The sequence below is a fragment of the Halomonas sp. HK25 genome (assembly GCF_047795635.1).
Classification (GTDB): domain Bacteria; phylum Pseudomonadota; class Gammaproteobacteria; order Pseudomonadales; family Halomonadaceae; genus Halomonas.
Genome location: NZ_CP181044.1, coordinates 1,364,693 through 1,380,159, shown reverse-complemented (window position 1 = coordinate 1,380,159; position 15,467 = coordinate 1,364,693). Strand labels below are relative to the sequence as shown.

Annotated in this window: 16 protein-coding genes; 8 read left to right on the top strand and 8 right to left on the bottom strand. The window is 67.1% G+C overall.

Annotated features, from left to right (window positions below; genetic code table 11):
- Window positions 1-55: 55 nt before the first annotated feature.
- Entirely contained in the window at window positions 56-568 is a 513-nt protein-coding gene (locus ACM26W_RS06670; protein WP_416140051.1) for a fasciclin domain-containing protein, read from the bottom strand.
- 230 nt (window positions 569-798) lie between these two features.
- On the opposite strand from ACM26W_RS06670, the gene ACM26W_RS06665 reads away from it, so the two are divergent.
- The gene (locus ACM26W_RS06665; RefSeq protein WP_416140050.1) at window positions 799-1,113 is read left to right on the top strand and encodes an NGG1p interacting factor NIF3; all 315 of its coding nucleotides are present in this window, start codon (window positions 799-801) and stop codon (window positions 1,111-1,113) included.
- 79 nt (window positions 1,114-1,192) lie between these two features.
- Here the strand turns inward: ACM26W_RS06665 and ACM26W_RS06660 are convergent, their stop codons facing one another.
- Complete coding sequence (locus ACM26W_RS06660; RefSeq protein ID WP_416140049.1) at window positions 1,193-1,750, bottom strand: NUDIX hydrolase; 558 nt, start codon at window positions 1,748-1,750, stop codon at window positions 1,193-1,195.
- Window positions 1,751-1,830: 80 nt separating this feature from the next.
- On the opposite strand from ACM26W_RS06660, the gene ACM26W_RS06655 reads away from it, so the two are divergent.
- The 4 genes from ACM26W_RS06655 to ACM26W_RS06640 are packed head-to-tail and all read left to right on the top strand — an operon-like array spanning window position 1,831 to window position 5,367.
- Window positions 1,831-2,466, top strand: a complete 636-nt coding sequence (locus tag ACM26W_RS06655; protein ID WP_416140048.1) for a CoA pyrophosphatase — start codon at window positions 1,831-1,833, stop codon at window positions 2,464-2,466.
- 29 nt (window positions 2,467-2,495) lie between these two features.
- A complete protein-coding gene (locus ACM26W_RS06650; RefSeq protein ID WP_416140831.1) occupies window positions 2,496-3,155 on the top strand; it encodes a 2OG-Fe(II) oxygenase in 660 nt (219 codons plus the stop codon).
- Window positions 3,155-4,729: an ATP-binding protein gene (locus ACM26W_RS06645; RefSeq protein WP_416140047.1), complete on the top strand. Its 1,575-nt coding sequence runs from the start codon at window positions 3,155-3,157 to the stop codon at window positions 4,727-4,729. Before ACM26W_RS06650 ends, ACM26W_RS06645 begins: the two co-directional genes overlap by 1 nt.
- Window positions 4,726-5,367, top strand: coding sequence for a response regulator transcription factor (locus ACM26W_RS06640; protein ID WP_416140046.1), 642 nt, complete (start codon window positions 4,726-4,728; stop codon window positions 5,365-5,367). Before ACM26W_RS06645 ends, ACM26W_RS06640 begins: the two co-directional genes overlap by 4 nt.
- Before the next feature lie 55 nt (window positions 5,368-5,422).
- Here ACM26W_RS06640 and ACM26W_RS06635 read toward each other — a convergent pair whose 3' ends face one another.
- Window positions 5,423-6,394, bottom strand: a complete 972-nt coding sequence (locus tag ACM26W_RS06635; protein WP_416140830.1) for a L,D-transpeptidase family protein — start codon at window positions 6,392-6,394, stop codon at window positions 5,423-5,425.
- A gap of 487 nt (window positions 6,395-6,881) precedes the next feature.
- Here ACM26W_RS06635 and ACM26W_RS06630 point away from each other — a divergent pair, with 487 nt between their 5' ends.
- Window positions 6,882-7,220, top strand: a complete 339-nt coding sequence (locus tag ACM26W_RS06630) for a hypothetical protein (protein WP_416140045.1) — start codon at window positions 6,882-6,884, stop codon at window positions 7,218-7,220.
- An 81-nt stretch (window positions 7,221-7,301) separates the two neighbouring features.
- On the opposite strand, the gene ACM26W_RS06625 is transcribed toward ACM26W_RS06630, so the two are convergent.
- Genes ACM26W_RS06625 through ACM26W_RS06605 form a run of 5 tightly spaced genes read right to left on the bottom strand, consistent with a single transcriptional unit; the run spans window position 7,302 to window position 13,395 of the window.
- On the bottom strand, window positions 7,302-7,694 hold the full coding sequence (locus tag ACM26W_RS06625) for a hypothetical protein (protein ID WP_416140044.1): 393 nt from the start codon (window positions 7,692-7,694) through the stop codon (window positions 7,302-7,304).
- A 25-nt stretch (window positions 7,695-7,719) separates the two neighbouring features.
- A complete protein-coding gene (locus ACM26W_RS06620) occupies window positions 7,720-9,270 on the bottom strand; it encodes a hypothetical protein (protein WP_416140043.1) in 1,551 nt (516 codons plus the stop codon).
- Window positions 9,271-9,277: 7 nt separating this feature from the next.
- The gene (locus ACM26W_RS06615; RefSeq protein WP_416140042.1) at window positions 9,278-10,633 is read right to left on the bottom strand and encodes an NADH:flavin oxidoreductase; all 1,356 of its coding nucleotides are present in this window, start codon (window positions 10,631-10,633) and stop codon (window positions 9,278-9,280) included.
- A complete protein-coding gene (locus ACM26W_RS06610) occupies window positions 10,633-11,538 on the bottom strand; it encodes a hypothetical protein (protein ID WP_416140041.1) in 906 nt (301 codons plus the stop codon). Before ACM26W_RS06610 ends, ACM26W_RS06615 begins: the two co-directional genes overlap by 1 nt.
- Before the next feature lie 48 nt (window positions 11,539-11,586).
- Window positions 11,587-13,395, bottom strand: a complete 1,809-nt coding sequence (locus ACM26W_RS06605) for a peroxidase family protein (protein ID WP_416140040.1) — start codon at window positions 13,393-13,395, stop codon at window positions 11,587-11,589.
- Between the two features lie 186 nt (window positions 13,396-13,581).
- Here ACM26W_RS06605 and ACM26W_RS06600 point away from each other — a divergent pair, with 186 nt between their 5' ends.
- The gene (locus tag ACM26W_RS06600; protein ID WP_416140039.1) at window positions 13,582-13,959 is read left to right on the top strand and encodes a hypothetical protein; all 378 of its coding nucleotides are present in this window, start codon (window positions 13,582-13,584) and stop codon (window positions 13,957-13,959) included.
- A gap of 19 nt (window positions 13,960-13,978) precedes the next feature.
- On the top strand, window positions 13,979-15,448 hold the full coding sequence (locus ACM26W_RS06595) for a hypothetical protein (RefSeq protein WP_416140038.1): 1,470 nt from the start codon (window positions 13,979-13,981) through the stop codon (window positions 15,446-15,448).
- The last annotated feature ends 19 nt before the right edge of the window (window positions 15,449-15,467 follow it).

Sequence of the window (15,467 nt, the reverse complement as noted above, 5' to 3'; positions counted from 1 at the left end):
GCCGCCCCGAAGGGCGGCAAGAGCAAGGGACTGGAGGAAACGCGAAAGGGGACTATCACTCGGGCAGGAGCACCCCGTCGATCACATGGATGACGCCGTTGCTGGTCTCGATATCGGCCTGAATCACGGTGGCATCGTTGATCATCACGCTGCCATCCATGGTGGTGATGGTGATCGACTGGCCCTGAACCGTCTCGGCGCTGTCCAGGCCCATGGCATCCTCGGCCATCACCTTACCGGCCACCACGTGGTAGGTGAGGATCGCTTGTAGGGTCTCCTGGTTCTCCGGCATCAGCAGCTCGTCCAGGGTGCCCTCGGGCAGCGCGGCGAAAGCCTCGTCGGTCGGCGCAAAGACGGTGAACGGGCCTTCGCCCTTCAGGGTGTCGACGAGGCCGGCGGCCTCGACGGCGGCTACCAGGGTCTCGAACTGCCCGGCGGCGATGGCGGTGTCGACGATGTCGTGGGATGCCTCTGCGTTTGAGTGGCTGCCGGCGTGAACTGCGCCCGCCATCATCAGGCCGGCCATGCCGGCGCCCATCCAACGGGTTGCTGTCTTGAAGCTTGTCATGGTGTCACTCCTCGAGAGGTTGTCCAACGGGCAGTCTGTCAGGGGCCCTGAATTGCCTGGGTGTGCCTGAGGGCATCCCTGTACGAGACACCATATTTGTACACTTATTAGACAGGAAGTTCACCATGTCACAGATTTTTTTCCACTGGCACCGCGTGCGGCACCATGGCACAAGGGATAGCGGGGAACTCGAGGCCCCAACCGTCAGCCACCCTTCAAGGAGAACCGAGATGTACAAACTGGCCTTCTTCGTGCCCATGGCGGACGCCGAGGCGGTAAAGGAAGCCGTATTCGCCACCGGCGCCGGGCGCATCGGCGACTACGAGGCGTGCTGCTTCGAGACGCGGGGCACCGGGCAGTTTCGTCCGCTGGCCGGCGCCAACCCGCATATCGGCCGCGTCGGCGACCTGGAGCGAGTAGAGGAACTCAAGGTAGAACTGGTCTGCGAGGATCACCTGATCCGCGAGGCGGTGGCGGCGCTCAGGGCCGCCCACCCCTACGAGGAGCCGGCCCTTGATGCCTGGAAGCTGGAAAGCCTGGAATGACGGGGTGACGCCTGGCTTGCGCCGAGCGGCGGGCGCATCAGGCCAGTCACGTCATACAGAACCCGCCAGGCTGAACCCGTCATGCCGAGCCGAAGTAGCGCTCGCGGTCCTCGGGGCTGATATCGCTGACGTGCAGCGGATAGTCATTGCCTTGGCGGTCGCTGTAGAAGTGACGCAGGGTGCGCTCGATGGTAGGAAAGGCGAGCTCGTCCCAGGGGATCTCGTGCTCCTCGAACAGCGCCACCTCGAGGCTCTCGAAACCGGGCTCGAAGCCGCCGACGAGATCGGCCCGGAAGATCATGTAGACCTGATTGATATGCGGCAGGTTGATCAGCGTATAGAGCCCGTGGATCTCGACCTCGGCGCAGGCCTCCTCGAGGGTCTCACGGGCGGCGGCTTCAACGGTGGTCTCGGCGTTCTCCATGTAGCCCGCCGGCAGGGTCCAGTACCCCTTGCGCGGGGCAATGGCGCGGCGGCACAGCAGCACCCGAGTGTCGCTGACCGGCAGGGTGCCGGCGACGATACGCGGATTCTGGTAGTGGATGGTGCCGCACTCATCGCACAGGTAGCGGGGGCGGTCGTCCCCCTCGGGGATAGCGAAGCGCACGGTATGGCCGCAGTGGCTGCAGAAATTCATGAGACTCCCAGGCACAGGCTGGCGGGCTTGACGCCGCTCTCGAGAGACGGGTAGAAGGAATCAAACCCGACGGAAACCCCATGTTAGAGAATCTTCGCGAACGCCTGCAAGCGCACCGGCCCCGCCGGGCCACCCTGCTCCTGCCTGAGGCGGCGGTGCTGATGCCCATCGTCGACCGCCCCGAGCCCACCCTGCTGTTCACCCGCCGCGCCGCCCACCTCAACACCCACGGCGGCCAGGTGGCCTTCCCTGGCGGCAAGCGCGAGGCCGGCGACTCGGACCTGCTGGCCACCGCCCTGCGCGAGTCGCACGAGGAGATCGCCCTGCCGCCCTACCAGGTGGAGCTGCTCGGCCGGCTGTCGGAGGTGGTCTCGCTGCACGGCCTGCGCGTCACCCCCTACGTGGGCCTGATCCCGCCGAACCTGCCGCTCGTCGCCGACCCTAGTGAACTGGACGCCATCTTCGAGGTCCCCCTGGCCCACTTTCTGGAGGATCGCCGCCACCATACCGACGTCATCCCCATGGACGGCCGGCCCCTCTATGTGCCCAACTACCATGTGGACGGCCAGGTGATCTGGGGCCTCTCGGCGATGATGCTGGTGGAGCTGCTGGCCGAGGGGTTTGGCCGACCGGTGAACCTGCACCTGAAGCCGCCCGGCCGGCTCTGCTACTTTCCCGAGCGTTTGCTGCGCATCCAGCAGCAGGCCACTCGTTGACTTCCCCTTCGTTCGAGGAGACCAAGACGCTGAGCGCCTTCCCTCCCCCCGCCCTGGCCCCAGAGGCTCTGCCACAGCTGATCGATGCGCTGGTCGAACAGGGCTGGTACCTGGGCACCGGAGTTCTCGACGGTGACCTGTGCGCCGATTTGCACGCCGAACTGCAGACCCTGGCCGAACACGATGCCCTGGAGGCCGCCGGCATCGGCCGCGGCAGGGAACTGACGCTGCGTCGTGATATCCGCGGCGATGCCATCCACTGGCTCGACCGCGAAAGCCTCGCCCAGCGCCGCTATCTTTCGGCCATGGGTGAGGTGCAGCAGGCGCTGAACCAGGCGCTGTTTCTCGGGCTGTTCGAGTACGAGGCCCATTTCGCCCACTACCCGACCGGGGCCTTCTATCGCAAGCATCTCGATAGCTTCCGCGGTCGTGCCAACCGGGTAGTCTCCACCGTGGGCTACCTCAATCCCGATTGGCCCGAGGACGGCGGCGGTGAGATGGTGCTCTACGCCCCCGATGCCCCCGGGCTCGAAGTGGCCCGGGCGCGCCCCGCCGCCGGCACCTTCGCCTGTTTTCTCGCCGAGCGCGTGCCCCACGAGGTGCTGCCTACCCGCCTGCCGCGGGCCAGCATCGCCGGCTGGTTCCGGCGCAACGCCTCGCTCGGCGGCCGGGTGGACCCGGCGCACTGATGGCCGACGACCGCGGGCAGCTGGCGGCGCGCTGCGCCGCGCTGGAGGCGGAGAACCGCCGACTCAGGAACAGTACTCAGCGCCTCCAGGGCGAGCGCGACCACTACCAGTGGCTGGCCGAGAGCACCACCGACCTGATCAGCCGCCACGCCCGGGACGGCACCTTCCTCTACGCCTCCCGCGCCGCCCGGGACCTGCTCGGCTACGAGCCCGAGGCGCTGATCGGCGTCTCCGCCTACGACCTCTTCCACCCGGCGGACCTGGCCGACCTGCTCAACAAGTCGCCGAGGGTCTACTACCACGCTGGCTTCTACCAGCAGACCTACCGCTTTCGCGCCCGGGATGGCCACTACGTCTGGTTCGAGACCACCAGCCGCACCCGCCGCGACCCCGCCACCGGCGAACTGCTCGACATCCTCTGCGTCTCCCGGGACGTGAGCCGGCGCCTGCGCGCCGAGGCCAACCGCGAGCGCCTGGCCCGGGTGGTCGAATCCACCACCGACCACGTGCTGTTCATGGATGACCGCGAGCGGCTGTTCTATGCCAACGAGGCCGCGCGGCGCCTGCTGCGACTGCCCCGGGAGGGCGTCACGGCACGCCTGGCAGACGCCTATACCGAAGGCTCGCTCGGCGAATTGCGCGATATCGTGCTGCCTGCGGTGGCCCGCTACGGCTCCTGGAGCGGTGAGCTGGCGATGCGCGGCCCCAGCGGGCCGGTCCCGGTGCTCAGCGTGGTGATGACCCACCGGGGGCCGGCGACCGAGCCGGGCCATGTGTCGCTGCTCAACCGCGATATCGGCCTGCACAAGGCCGCCGAGGCCCAGGCGCGCCGCCACCAGGAGCAGATTGCCCACGCCAATCGCCTGGCCACCACCGGCGAGTTCGCTTCCAACATCGCCCACGAGCTCAACCAGCCGCTGGGCGCCATCGCCAACTACGCCAGCGGCGCCCTGCTCAAGCTCGACGCCAACCCCGACCTCCCGGCCGAGGCGCTGCGCCTGCCGCTGTCGCGCATCAGCGAGCAGGTCGCCCGCCTGGCCGAACGCCTGCGTCATATCCGCGCCTTCGTGCGCAAGGGCCAGACTCGCCCGCGCCCGATCACCCTGCTGGAGGTGGTGGACGCCGCCTGCCGGCTGTGCGAGTGGCAGTTTCAGCAGGCCAGCATCAGCCTGGAGCACCACCTGCCCGAGGCCCTGCCCAGGGTGGTCGCCGACCCGGTGGCCCTGGAGCAGGTGCTGGTCAACCTGCTGCTCAACGCCCTGGAGGCGAGCCGCGAGCAGCCGGACGCCGAGCGGGTCAGCCTGCGCGCCCGCCAGAGCGGCCGCCGCGAGGTGACCCTGACGGTCAGCGACCAGGGGCCCGGCGTGCCGGCCGCCGAGGCCGGGCGCATCTTCGCCCCCTTCCATTCAGGGCGCCCGGAGGGGCTCGGCATGGGGCTCGCCATCAGCCACTCGCTGATGGAGGCCATGGGCGGCGACCTGCGCCTGCTGCCCGCCACCGGTTCCGGCGGCGCCACCTTTGCCGCTACACTGCTGGCCGAACCCGCTCCCCCGGCTCCCGCGAGGCATCCGTGACCGACACCCCGACCGCCTGCATCGCCGTCGTCGACGACGACCAGGCTCTGCGCGAGTCACTGGCCTGGCTGCTCGACTCCGTGGACCTGGCCAGCCGCGCCTTCGCCGACGGCGAGGCCTTCCTGGCGGCCGACCCGGACGCCTTCGATGCGGTGCTGCTGGACGTGCGCATGCCCGGCCTCTCCGGTCTGCAGGTCCAGCAGCGCATGAATGAACGGGGAGATGACCTTCCGGTGATCTTCATGACCGGCCACGGCGACGTGCCCATGGCGGTGGCGGCCCTCAAGGCCGGCGCCCTGGACTTCATCGAGAAGCCCTTCAACCATCAGCAGCTGATCGACACCGTGCAGCAGGCGCTGCGGGTCCACCAACAGCGGCGCCGGGAACGAGCGCGCCACGACGCCCTGCAGGCCCGCTATGCGGCGCTGCGCCCCAAGGAGCAGCGGATCCTGGTGCATGTGGCAGAGGGGATGACCAGCCGCGAGATCGCCGAGCATCTGGGCATCAGCGCCAAGACGGTGGAAGTCTATCGGCTGCGCGCCATGAAGGCGCTGGGGGCGGGGAGCCTTGCCGAACTGGTGCGGCTCTGCGTGGCGCTGGAGCTGGTGGCGGCGCTGCCCGAATGCGATCCCGAGTAAGCCGCCGTCCACACCCACCAACGAAAACGAGCGCCCGAGGGCGCCCGTTCTGCTGTCACTCGTCGCGGAGTGCCAGCTCCTCGAAGATGCCGTTGAGGGCCGGCTCGGCGTCGGGTTCCGGCTCGGCCGGGGGGGTGAGTGCCACCAGCTGGCCGCTGGGCGACTCGAGCAGGCCACGCAGCTGCTCGTAGTCGAAGGCCACACCGTTCTGGTTACCCTCGTTGAGGCGGGAGATGGTGTCGATCAGGGCCGACATGCCGTGTTCCTGCTCCTCAAGGGACTCGAAGACCTGCACCAGCGGCTGGCCATCCTGCCAGCCGACCTTGATCGGCTGGTCGATGATAGTGACCTGGGTGCCCACGGGCACGTTGTTGAACACCGATTCGATGTCCTCGGGGAACATGCGGATGCAGCCGCGGCTGGCGCGCATGCCGATGCCGTCGGGCTCGTTGGTGCCGTGGATCAGGTAGCCGGGGATATCGAGCAACACGGCATGACGTCCCAGCGGGTTGTCGGGGCCGGGCGGCACCACGGCCGGCGGCGGGTCGCCGCGCTCGGCGGCCTCCTCGCGGATGGAGCGCGGCGGATACCAGGCCGGGTCCTCCAGGCGCATGGTGGTCGTGGTGACCCCCAGCGGCGTGTCATAGCCATCGCGGCCGATGCCGATCGGATAGGTCTCGACCCGCTGCGTCTCGCCCTCGGCCACTTCCGGATAGTAGTAGAGGCGCAACTCGGCGATGTTGATCACCACCCCGGTGCGTTCGGCGTCAGGCAGGATGAAGGCACCGGGAATCGTCACCTCGGTGCCCTCGCCCGGAATCCAGATGCTGACGTCGGGATTGGCGTTGATGATCTCCTCGTAGCCGACGCCATGCTCCCGGGCGATATCCATCAGCGTGTGCTCGTGGTCCTCCACCGCTACGGTGAAGCTCTCGCCGATCACGTTACCCTCCGCCGGCATCGGATAGTGACCGCGGGGCCACTCGGCCTCCTCTTCGGCCTGAACAGCGCCGGTGAACGCCAACATGCCGGCGAGAAGCCCACCCAAGGAAAGTGCCAACCACTTCGGGGGTTCCCCCGACTCACCTGGCCTACATCTCGTTAATGCCATCTACTCACCTCATCAAGGCAGCCTCGGCCTGCAAGGCCTCGTGAAACTCATGGTGTCCATAGTGTAACGGGGAGCGTGGCCATCATGAGCAGCAAGACTGTTGGGATTTGTCACTGAGGTCCCTGAAGCCTTGCACCGCGGGAGTTCATCATGACACGGCACGATCGCACATCGCTGACGCAACGCCCAGGCCGCCCTGCCCGAGACGGCGAGGCCACGCCCCTCATGACGCTGTAGGTGAGTGCCACCGCAGAGTTGGCTCAGCCAGTCTCGGTCGAACAATACCCGGTAGCCGTCGTCAAACCAGATAGGGCATTGTGCTCGGCGCCACATCTCGGTAAGGATAGAGCCAGGATCAGCTGCCCAAGACGGACGTACCACGGCCTACCGCTGGAGGAGCCATATGCAACCGCTGAGCTATTACTACTACAACGTGCTGGAAGGCCTCGAGAAGCCGTGCGATGTGCCGACGACCCAGTTGCAGGAGGGCTACGACATCCTGTATCAGCATGGTGGGCGCATCGAGATCGACCTGATGCGCAAAGCCGAGGATAGCAATACCGAGGGTCAGCCCTACCACTGGTACGAGGCCCTCGACGACGAGCAGCGGGCAAAGCTGCACAAGGCCCTGGATGACGGCAACCCGGCGAAGATCCTCAAGATCATGCAGCGAAACGGCTATGCCGGTGTGCTCTACCATCATGCCTGGGAGCACTTCCGGGCAGGAGCCGGCGCCGAATAGCTGGCCGTTGACACCTCGTGCAAGGGCCCGCGAGCGATCGCGGGCCCTTGTCGTGTCTGAGCGTTAGCCTGCCGAACTGGCCTATGGCTTGGCCATCAGGTCCGTGCGCCAGGCCCGCCAGAAGGTCACTCCCTGCAGCACCGCGAACACGGCCTCGAAGAGGGCCGGTAGCCACAGGAAGCCCGAAGCGAACAGGAAGAAAAGCGCAAAGAGCGCTCGACACAGGATCGACAGCAGTGCCGCCAGGCGATTGTGCAGCGGTGACAACGCAGCCGGCAGATAGAGCAGCCCGACCACGATCATGGCCAGGCCGGCATAGCGCACCCAGGTCAGAGGATACGGCAGATCGGCGCCCATCCCCCCCAGCAGGCTGACGGGCCACAGCCAGAGCCACAGGCCCAGCAGCACATTGAGGGCGATCCCCACCTTCATCACCCGCCGATAGGTCGCGAACACATCGTGTGAGGTCTGCATGGTATGGCTCCCGGGCCGGTTGCCCCTAGAAGGTAAGCAGATAGTCGAGCAGGGCCGAGCGCTCCTGTGGGGTCAGCTCGGTCCCGTAGGCATGCCCCTGGCGGCCGTTGCCGGGCTCGCTGGTGTCGATACAGAAGCCTTCTTCCAGGGGCTCGCCTGGCGTGCAGTCGGGCGCCACAAAACCGCCTTTCTCCTCATCCAGCACATCCAGCCCGCGAACGAAGGCTTGCGGGCGCTGCTCCGGGGGGAGCAGCAGGTCATGCAGGGTCGGCACGGCCCCGTTGTGCAGGTAGGGAGCCCGCAGCCAGAGGCCGTCGAGGGGCAGGTTGGCGTAGCCGTTGGTCTTGCGGAAGTGCCGGAAGCGATAGCGCTCGTCATCGGCGAACAGGGTCAGCTGGTCGCGGCGCAGGGTCTCGGTGTAGCTGTCGAGCCGGGCCGGATCGACGCCAAGCCCCTCGTTGGGCACCACCTGGCCGAGGCGCTCCCCGTCGAAAACGTAGCGGTCGCCGTCCTGGTAGCCGTGGCAGTCGGCGCAGTGGCGCATATAGAGCCGCTTGCCGGCGGCAACGCCGTCGGCATCGGGGCGATAGGGGCTGGGCGGCGGCGCCAGGTCCAGCAGCCAGTCGGCCACCCGTTCGATGGCAGGGTGATCGACGCTCTCCTCGGTCACCCCGGCCCCGATGGCGGCGCTCAGGTTGCGCTCTTGCAGCGAGGCGTTGTTGCCATCCCAGTGCAAGTCCATGCCCTGGCGGGGGCGCTGCAGGAAGACGGCAGGGAAGTCGCTGGTGCCGATCCGCTCCGACTCGTCCAGCATGGCCACGTCCATGTCGAACTGGATCAACTTGTAGGGATTGAAGGTATCCACGCGACCCGGCCCCCATGGCGGCTGCTCGGCCAGCAGCGGCGCGAGCATCGCCCGGGTCCCCAGCAGCCCCTCACGCACCCGGGGCAGGACCGCGTGCCGCCACACCCGCCGCTCGATCCAGCCCAGCTCCTGCCCCTGCTCATCCATGGCAGCGAGCACGCTGTCCGGCGCTAGCCGCGGGTCATCGGCGTTCTCCAGCAGGAAGCTGATGAAGCCGTGGAGGTCCAGGTTGTTGGACGGCATGCCGGAGATCTGCCTCGCAGGGGCGTCAGGGGTCTCGCGCACCGTACCGACATGGCAGAGCGCACAGTTGAACCAGGCGAGATCCACACCGCGCACTTCTCGTGTCCCCACACCGATCGGCAGGTCCCCCCGGCTCGCCTCGTCGCCCGGGGCGTAGAGAAAACCGAACACCTCATAGTGCCCCCCATCGAAGACGTCCGGGAAAAGGCTCGGCAGCACCCGCCACAATCGGACCGGCAGCCCGCTGACCTCGCTGCCGATCGAGCCATGCAGGAAGTGGGTCTCCGGGTCGGCGTAGTGACGCACCGACTCCCCGCTGTAGCGCCACAGGGTCGGCAAGCCGATCGCCAGGGCCAGCACCCCGGCCACCACCACGGCCAGAACGAGCAGGCTCAGCGGCAACCGCCGCCAACGCCGGCGGCGGGCCTCCTGTTGCACGGCGGTAACGGGCGGCTCCTGTCGTCTCATGGCAGCCTCATGGGGTCTGGGATGGCGGCACCGGGGGCAGGCCCAGCTCGGGTCGGGTGTCGTAGATGGCCATCAGGGCCGCGATCATGCGCTCGTGGTCACCGTCGAAGCGGGAGAGCTCATAGCAGCCCAGGGGATTCTTCGGCGCGTTGAGCAGGCACTTGTTGCAGAAGGTGCAAGGGCGTGCCGGCTCGTCATGACCGGTCTGCCACTGCCTCGGCAGGTCGGGGTTGGCGATCAGCGCCCGGGCACTGGAGACCGCGTCACAGGCTCCGCTGCCGATGGCCTCGCGCACCAGAGAGGCACGCTGATAACCGCCGGTGCTGATCACCGGGATATTCACCGCCTGGCGGATGGCACGCGCCTCGTCCAGGCCGATGCCCTCCACCTGGCGGTCGCGCCGGTGGCGGAACCACAGCCAGCGAAAGATCCCGCGCAGTGGCGGGTAGCGGAACAGCAGATAGTTGCGAAAGGTATCGACCCCGGCGGAGAGCATGGCGTCATAGGTACTGGCGATGGTCTCGAAGGAGAAGTCCCCGGCCGGGTTCAGGGGGTGGGGGAAGAGGCTGCCCAGCGAAACATGCAGGGCATCGGCACCGGCGGTCTCGGCCCAGCGACAGACCTGCAGGGTCTCCGCCAGGGTATTGCCTTTGCCCTCCCAGGGCAGGATGTCGTTATGATCCACGGCGCTGATCTTGACCTGCAAGTGGAAGTCCGGCCCCACTCGCTCGCGAATGGCGCGGATGACCTCCAGCAGGAAGCGCGCCCGGTTGGCCAGCGAACCGCCGTAGCGATCCCGCCGGTCATTGATGGCCGAGCTCAGGAACTGGGTAAACAGGTAGCCGTTGGCGGCATGCAGTTCCACGCCATCGAGCCCGGCCTCCCGGGCGCGCCAGGCGCCTCGGGCGAAGGCCTCGATGGTGCCTTCGATCTCGTGGGTGTTCATGGCCCGGCACAGGAAGCCGTGCAGGCCCTCCTTGTGGTTGGTGGAACTGAGTGCCCGGCGATGCTGGTTGTTGACCCCCGGTAGATCCATCTGCCGGCCGGAGTGGCTGAGCTGCAGGATGTACTTGCAGTCGAAGCGGTGCACGGCCTCGCCGAGCCGCTGCCACAGTTGAATGAAGTCATCGCGGTGGATGGTGGCGTAGCTCGCCAGGATGCGTCCTTCCATCTGAACCGGCACGAAGGAGGAGATGATGGCGCCCACCCCGCCCCGGGCGAACTGGCACTCCCAGTTGATGCGCGTCTGGGTCAGGCTGCCGTCCTCGTTATCGAATCGCCCGGAAATGTTCGAGCGGAAGAGACGGTTCTTGACCTCCAGGTTGCGCCACTTCAGCGGCGTGAAGATGACATCCTCGCTCATCACGCGCCCTCCCCTGACCGGGATGCCAGGGCCCGGCCCCAGACATCGGCCAGCAGCGCCAGGATGAAACGCCGGGCCGGACAGCGCGCCCAGCTATCGCCCATGAAGGCCAATTCTTGATCCCCACTGATTCGAACCCCCTCGGCGAGCCGCAACAGCACCAGGTCCCCCGGCACCAGGCGACGCGGCGAGCAGGGCGTCGACAGCGGCGCCAGCACCTGGCGCAGCAGCGTCTCCGGCGCACTGAGGCAGCGCCCCAGCACCGCCGCCTGGGACAGTGCCGAGGCCCCCGGCGTGCCGGCCAAGGCTCGCATCGCCTCGAGCGCCCCCACCAGGTTATGCACCGCCACGCTGGTGGCATGCAGGGTCATGGGATCCCCCTGGGCACGCTCATGCAGCAGCTGGCGATCCCGGCGGAGTCGGCCACTGAGGCGCTGGAGCAGCGCCTTCAGCGCATTCATACGCGGATAGTCATTGAGCCGCCGAGCGGCCGCAAACGTGGCCTCATCGGCCCGGTAATCGTCGCGGAACCGCCGCCCCAGCAGTCCCTGGGCGGCGGGTCCCAGCGCCTCGGCGTCGGCCTGGCCGGCCACCCCCTCCACCAGGGCCGTGAAGGCCGAATCCTGGCGCCAGGAGGATGCCTCGGCGCCTTCATCGAGGCGCCGACCCAGCTCGGCGTGGCGTACCTCGCGCCCCTGGGCCTCGCGGCCAAGCAGGGCCGGCAGCGGCTCACCGTCGAAGACGAAGGCACCTCGCAGACGGGCCAGGCGCAGGCGGTTGATCAAGCCGCCGCTGACTGCCAGGGAGCGATCGAGGCGCGAATCACCATCGAGCAGGCGAATCTCCTGAGGGTCGGTGACCTCCAGAAGACTGATCAGGCCGGGAACATCCACTCGTCTGGCCACGTTGCCTCCCTCTCTATCCGCTAGTCCGCTATCCGTGATCTATCCGTGCTAGCCGCGGTTCCACGGGAAGAAGGCGTTGCGTACGCCCTCCAGCCGCGGCGCCAGGGCGGGGAAGTGGCGGCCGATGACCGACGTCATGTCGTTGTTGTCGATCCACTCCATCCCCGCCCGGGTGTAGATCTCGGGGGTGTAGTCCTCGGTGAAGAAGCGGTCGCTCTTGAGGCGTCGAGAGGCCATCAGGATGAAGATCCTGAAGGCGGTATCGCTGAAGGCGAAGCCAGGCGGCGGGGTCTCGGCCAGGCAACCGATCAGCAGGTCGACCTCTTCCACGTCGCCATAGACCGCCTCCAGCTCGCGCTGCCACTCGGGGTTGTCGGTCAACTCGGCAAAGCTCCCGGGGGCCGGCATGTCGATCAAGCGGCGGAAGCGGCAGTAGCGCGGCACCCCACGCTCGCGGTCGCGCAGCACATCCACCGTGGCCAGATCGATCACCCGATGATGCGGCGCCTGCTTCTCGTGCTGCTGCAGATGGCGCGGAAAGTTGTGCAGCACCAGGGCGCCGGGGTGGCTGGTGCCCAACGAGTAGAGCGCATCGCCGAGCGACATCTCCTGATAGAGCGCCTGGGTGAGAGACCCGGCCACCTCGGTCAGGCCACACTCCTTGATCAGGCTATCGTCGGCCAGGCGCCGGAAGCTGAAATCGTCGGGAATCAGCGGATGCATGCGATAGACGGCGCTGAATTCCTCGGTAATGGCGTAGGGGGCGGCATGGTGATCCGCCGGCGAACCGACGATCCCGCTGTACAGTTCGCTGTCGCTGACACGTCCCCGGCTGCGGTAGAAGTGCTCGTCGAGCACGCCCCACCAGTTGGCACGCATGCCGAGCCTTAACTCCGGGGTATCGAGCAGCGCCGGGGTCCACTCGACGGTGTGGATCTTGGCGATCAGGGCGGCATTCACCAATCGGGCCTTCTGGAACAGCCATTCGCCATCGCGGTCGGGGTGCTCGATCCGCAGCCGGTCGACGATGGCGTTGTGCTCTCGGGCGAACAGGGTGTGCATCAGCGACAGTCCCACCCACCAGTTGCCGTTGCTGCCCGCCAGTTCGATGCCATGCTCATCCAGCGGCAGGTGGCCGTCGGGCTTGAGATAGAGCTTGCCGTCGGACAGCAGTTCGCCGCTGTCGGGGTCGGTACGCACCAGGCGCTGACGGCGCAGGCTGCTGCCATAGAGCTGGGACGCGTCCCACCACTGCGTCTCGGTATTGAGGAAGGTATCGGGATGGCCCTCATCGGCGGATGATCGGGTGCTGTCCCGGCGGCTGCGCAACACCGTCATCTTCTCCCAAGGCCAGTCATCGTCCTCGTCCAGGGGCACCTCGTAGCGTTCGGCCTCGGTGTCGTTGCTGCCGTGACTGAACCAGTCGTGCACCATGAACTGCAACCAGGCAGGCACCAGCACATTGAGCGTGGCCGCCGGCACGAAGGCGTCTCGAGTCATCAAGCGCCGGCTGACCACCCGTGGGCTCGGCGTCATCAGTCTCTCACCGGTCTCGCCGAAGGTCTCGGCAGGCGGCACGTTGCGGCCGAAGCGCGTATAGGCCTTGCCCATGGCCGGTTCAGCCAGATCGTTGTAGCTCCCATCGGCGGTGCGGAACTGATGGACGTCGATCGCTTCCCGCTCGGGGTCTTGCGGACGCTCGCGCTCGGTGGAGTAGAGGTTATGCCAGCGCAGGTTGCGGCGCAGGGCGACGAGATTGATAAGGGCGATGAGGAAGGGGAACCGGTGCCATTGACGGCGGCGGTTGATTCGCCGGAATACCCGACCGAGCAGACCACTACCACGTTGACCGAACATGGGACTCCTCCCTGAACAATGGCGTCGCTGCCAATCCCGGACACCCCGAGGTCCAGAATTCTCATCTCGCAGGTTGAACGTGACCCTACTGAACTTGACAACTAACCTCTAGCACAGGGTTTGGCTGCCCACCAGCAAGGGGCCGGGGGAGCATCAGGCTCTTTACGCGCAAGGGGGCAGCGGGGGATGGGCAACTACGCAGCGGGATTTCGCGCCATGGTACTGCTGGGGGTGGTGGCCAACCTCCTCTTCGCCCTTCCTGCGGTCTTTGCCCCCAATTTGGTGATCACCCTGGTGGGAGGAAACCCCGTTACCGAACCGGTATGGCCCGCCTTCGCCGCCTGGCTGCTGATCCTGCTCAGCCTGTTCTATCTGCCGGCGGCATTCGATCCCTTCCACTACCGAGCCATCGCCATGCTGACCGTACTGGCACGTTTCGCCGGGGTGGTGTTCTTCACCTTGCTCCATCCGCAATTTCCGCTGTTCGCCCTGATCGACCTGTTCTTCGGCGTGACCCAGGGCGTGTTGCTGCTGCTGCTTCGCCGCGCTGGAAAGACGGCATAACCCTCGAGGAGAGACGGTCATGGCATCCAGACACCAAGACACTTTCGTGACCTCGCGGCGCTGGCTGACATGGCTGTTCCTGCTGCTGGCGGCCGGCGGTGTGATCGCGGCAGTGGGCTGGTATCAGCTGTTCCGCGAAGAGCCGCAACGGTTCGACAACGCCGAAGCCTACTACCTCTATGGCTCCATCGGCGCCGAGCAGGAAGAGGGCATCCCCTACTGGATCTGGCGCGTATTGCCGGATGTGTTTCCCCAGCACCTGCCCGGGGAAGGCGGCTACGCCGCCCTGGGAATGCTCTGGGAGGAGGGCGAGGCGACCCCGGTCGGCTTCTCCAAGAAGACCATCGGCTTCCCGCGCATCGCCATCAACTGCGCGGCCTGCCACACCGCCAGCTACCGCACCTCCGAGGATGGCGAACGCCAGATTGTACCCACCGGCCCCCACCAGACATTCGACCCACAGGCCTACCTGGGCTTCCTGGGGGATGCCGCCAACGACCCGGACTTCACCGCCGCCAATCTGCTGTCGGCCATCGAGGAGGAGACCGACCTCTCCTGGCTCGACCGCTTGCTCTACCGTTTCCTGATCATTCCACGCACCCGGGATGGGTTGCAGGAGCAGGCCGCACGCTTCACCTGGACCGAGGAGCGCCCGCGCTGGGGACCGGGGCGGATCGATCCCTTCAACCCGGTCAAGTTCCACCCCGACCTGCTGGCCCTGGACCCCGCCGAGGACGACACCATCGGCAATTCCGACATCATGCCGCTGTGGGCGATGGACGAGCAGCAGGGCTTCGCCCTGCACTGGGACGGCCTCAACGACGCCTTGACCGAGGTGGTGCTGAGTGGCGCCATCGGCGACGGCGCTCGCCCCGACTCACTGCCCGTGGCCGCCCTCGCCGACCTGGAAGAGTACTTGCGCGCCAAGCGCCCCCCGCCCTACCCCTTCCTCGACGCCCTCGACGCCGACCTGGCCGCCGAGGGCGAGGCGGTGTTCCAGCAGACCTGCGCCGGCTGCCACGGCCTGGAGGGCCCGCGTATCGGCACGGTGATCCCCCAGATGGAGGTCGGCACCGATCCCCATCGCCTCGAGATGTGGACCACCGAGGCTGCCGAGCGCTACAACGCCTATGCCGAAGACTACCCCTGGGACTTCAATGCCTTCGTCAAGACCGACGGCTATGTGGCCAAGCCGTTGACCGGCATCTGGTTGCGCGCGCCCTACCTGCACAACGGCTCGGTCCCTACTCTGGAAGATCTCCTCCGACCCGCCGAGCAGCGTCCCGAACGCTTCTACCGCGGCTACGACGTCTACCATCCCGAGCGCCTGGGCTTCATCCATGACGGCGAGGCCGCCGAACGCCACGGCTTCCTCTATGACACCGCCGAGCCGGGCAACAGCAACCAGGGGCATGAGGGCGCGCCGTTCGGCACGCAGCTCGCCGAGGAGGACAAGACCGCACTGCTCGAATACCTCAAGACGCTCTAGGAGCCATTTTAGGAGCCAT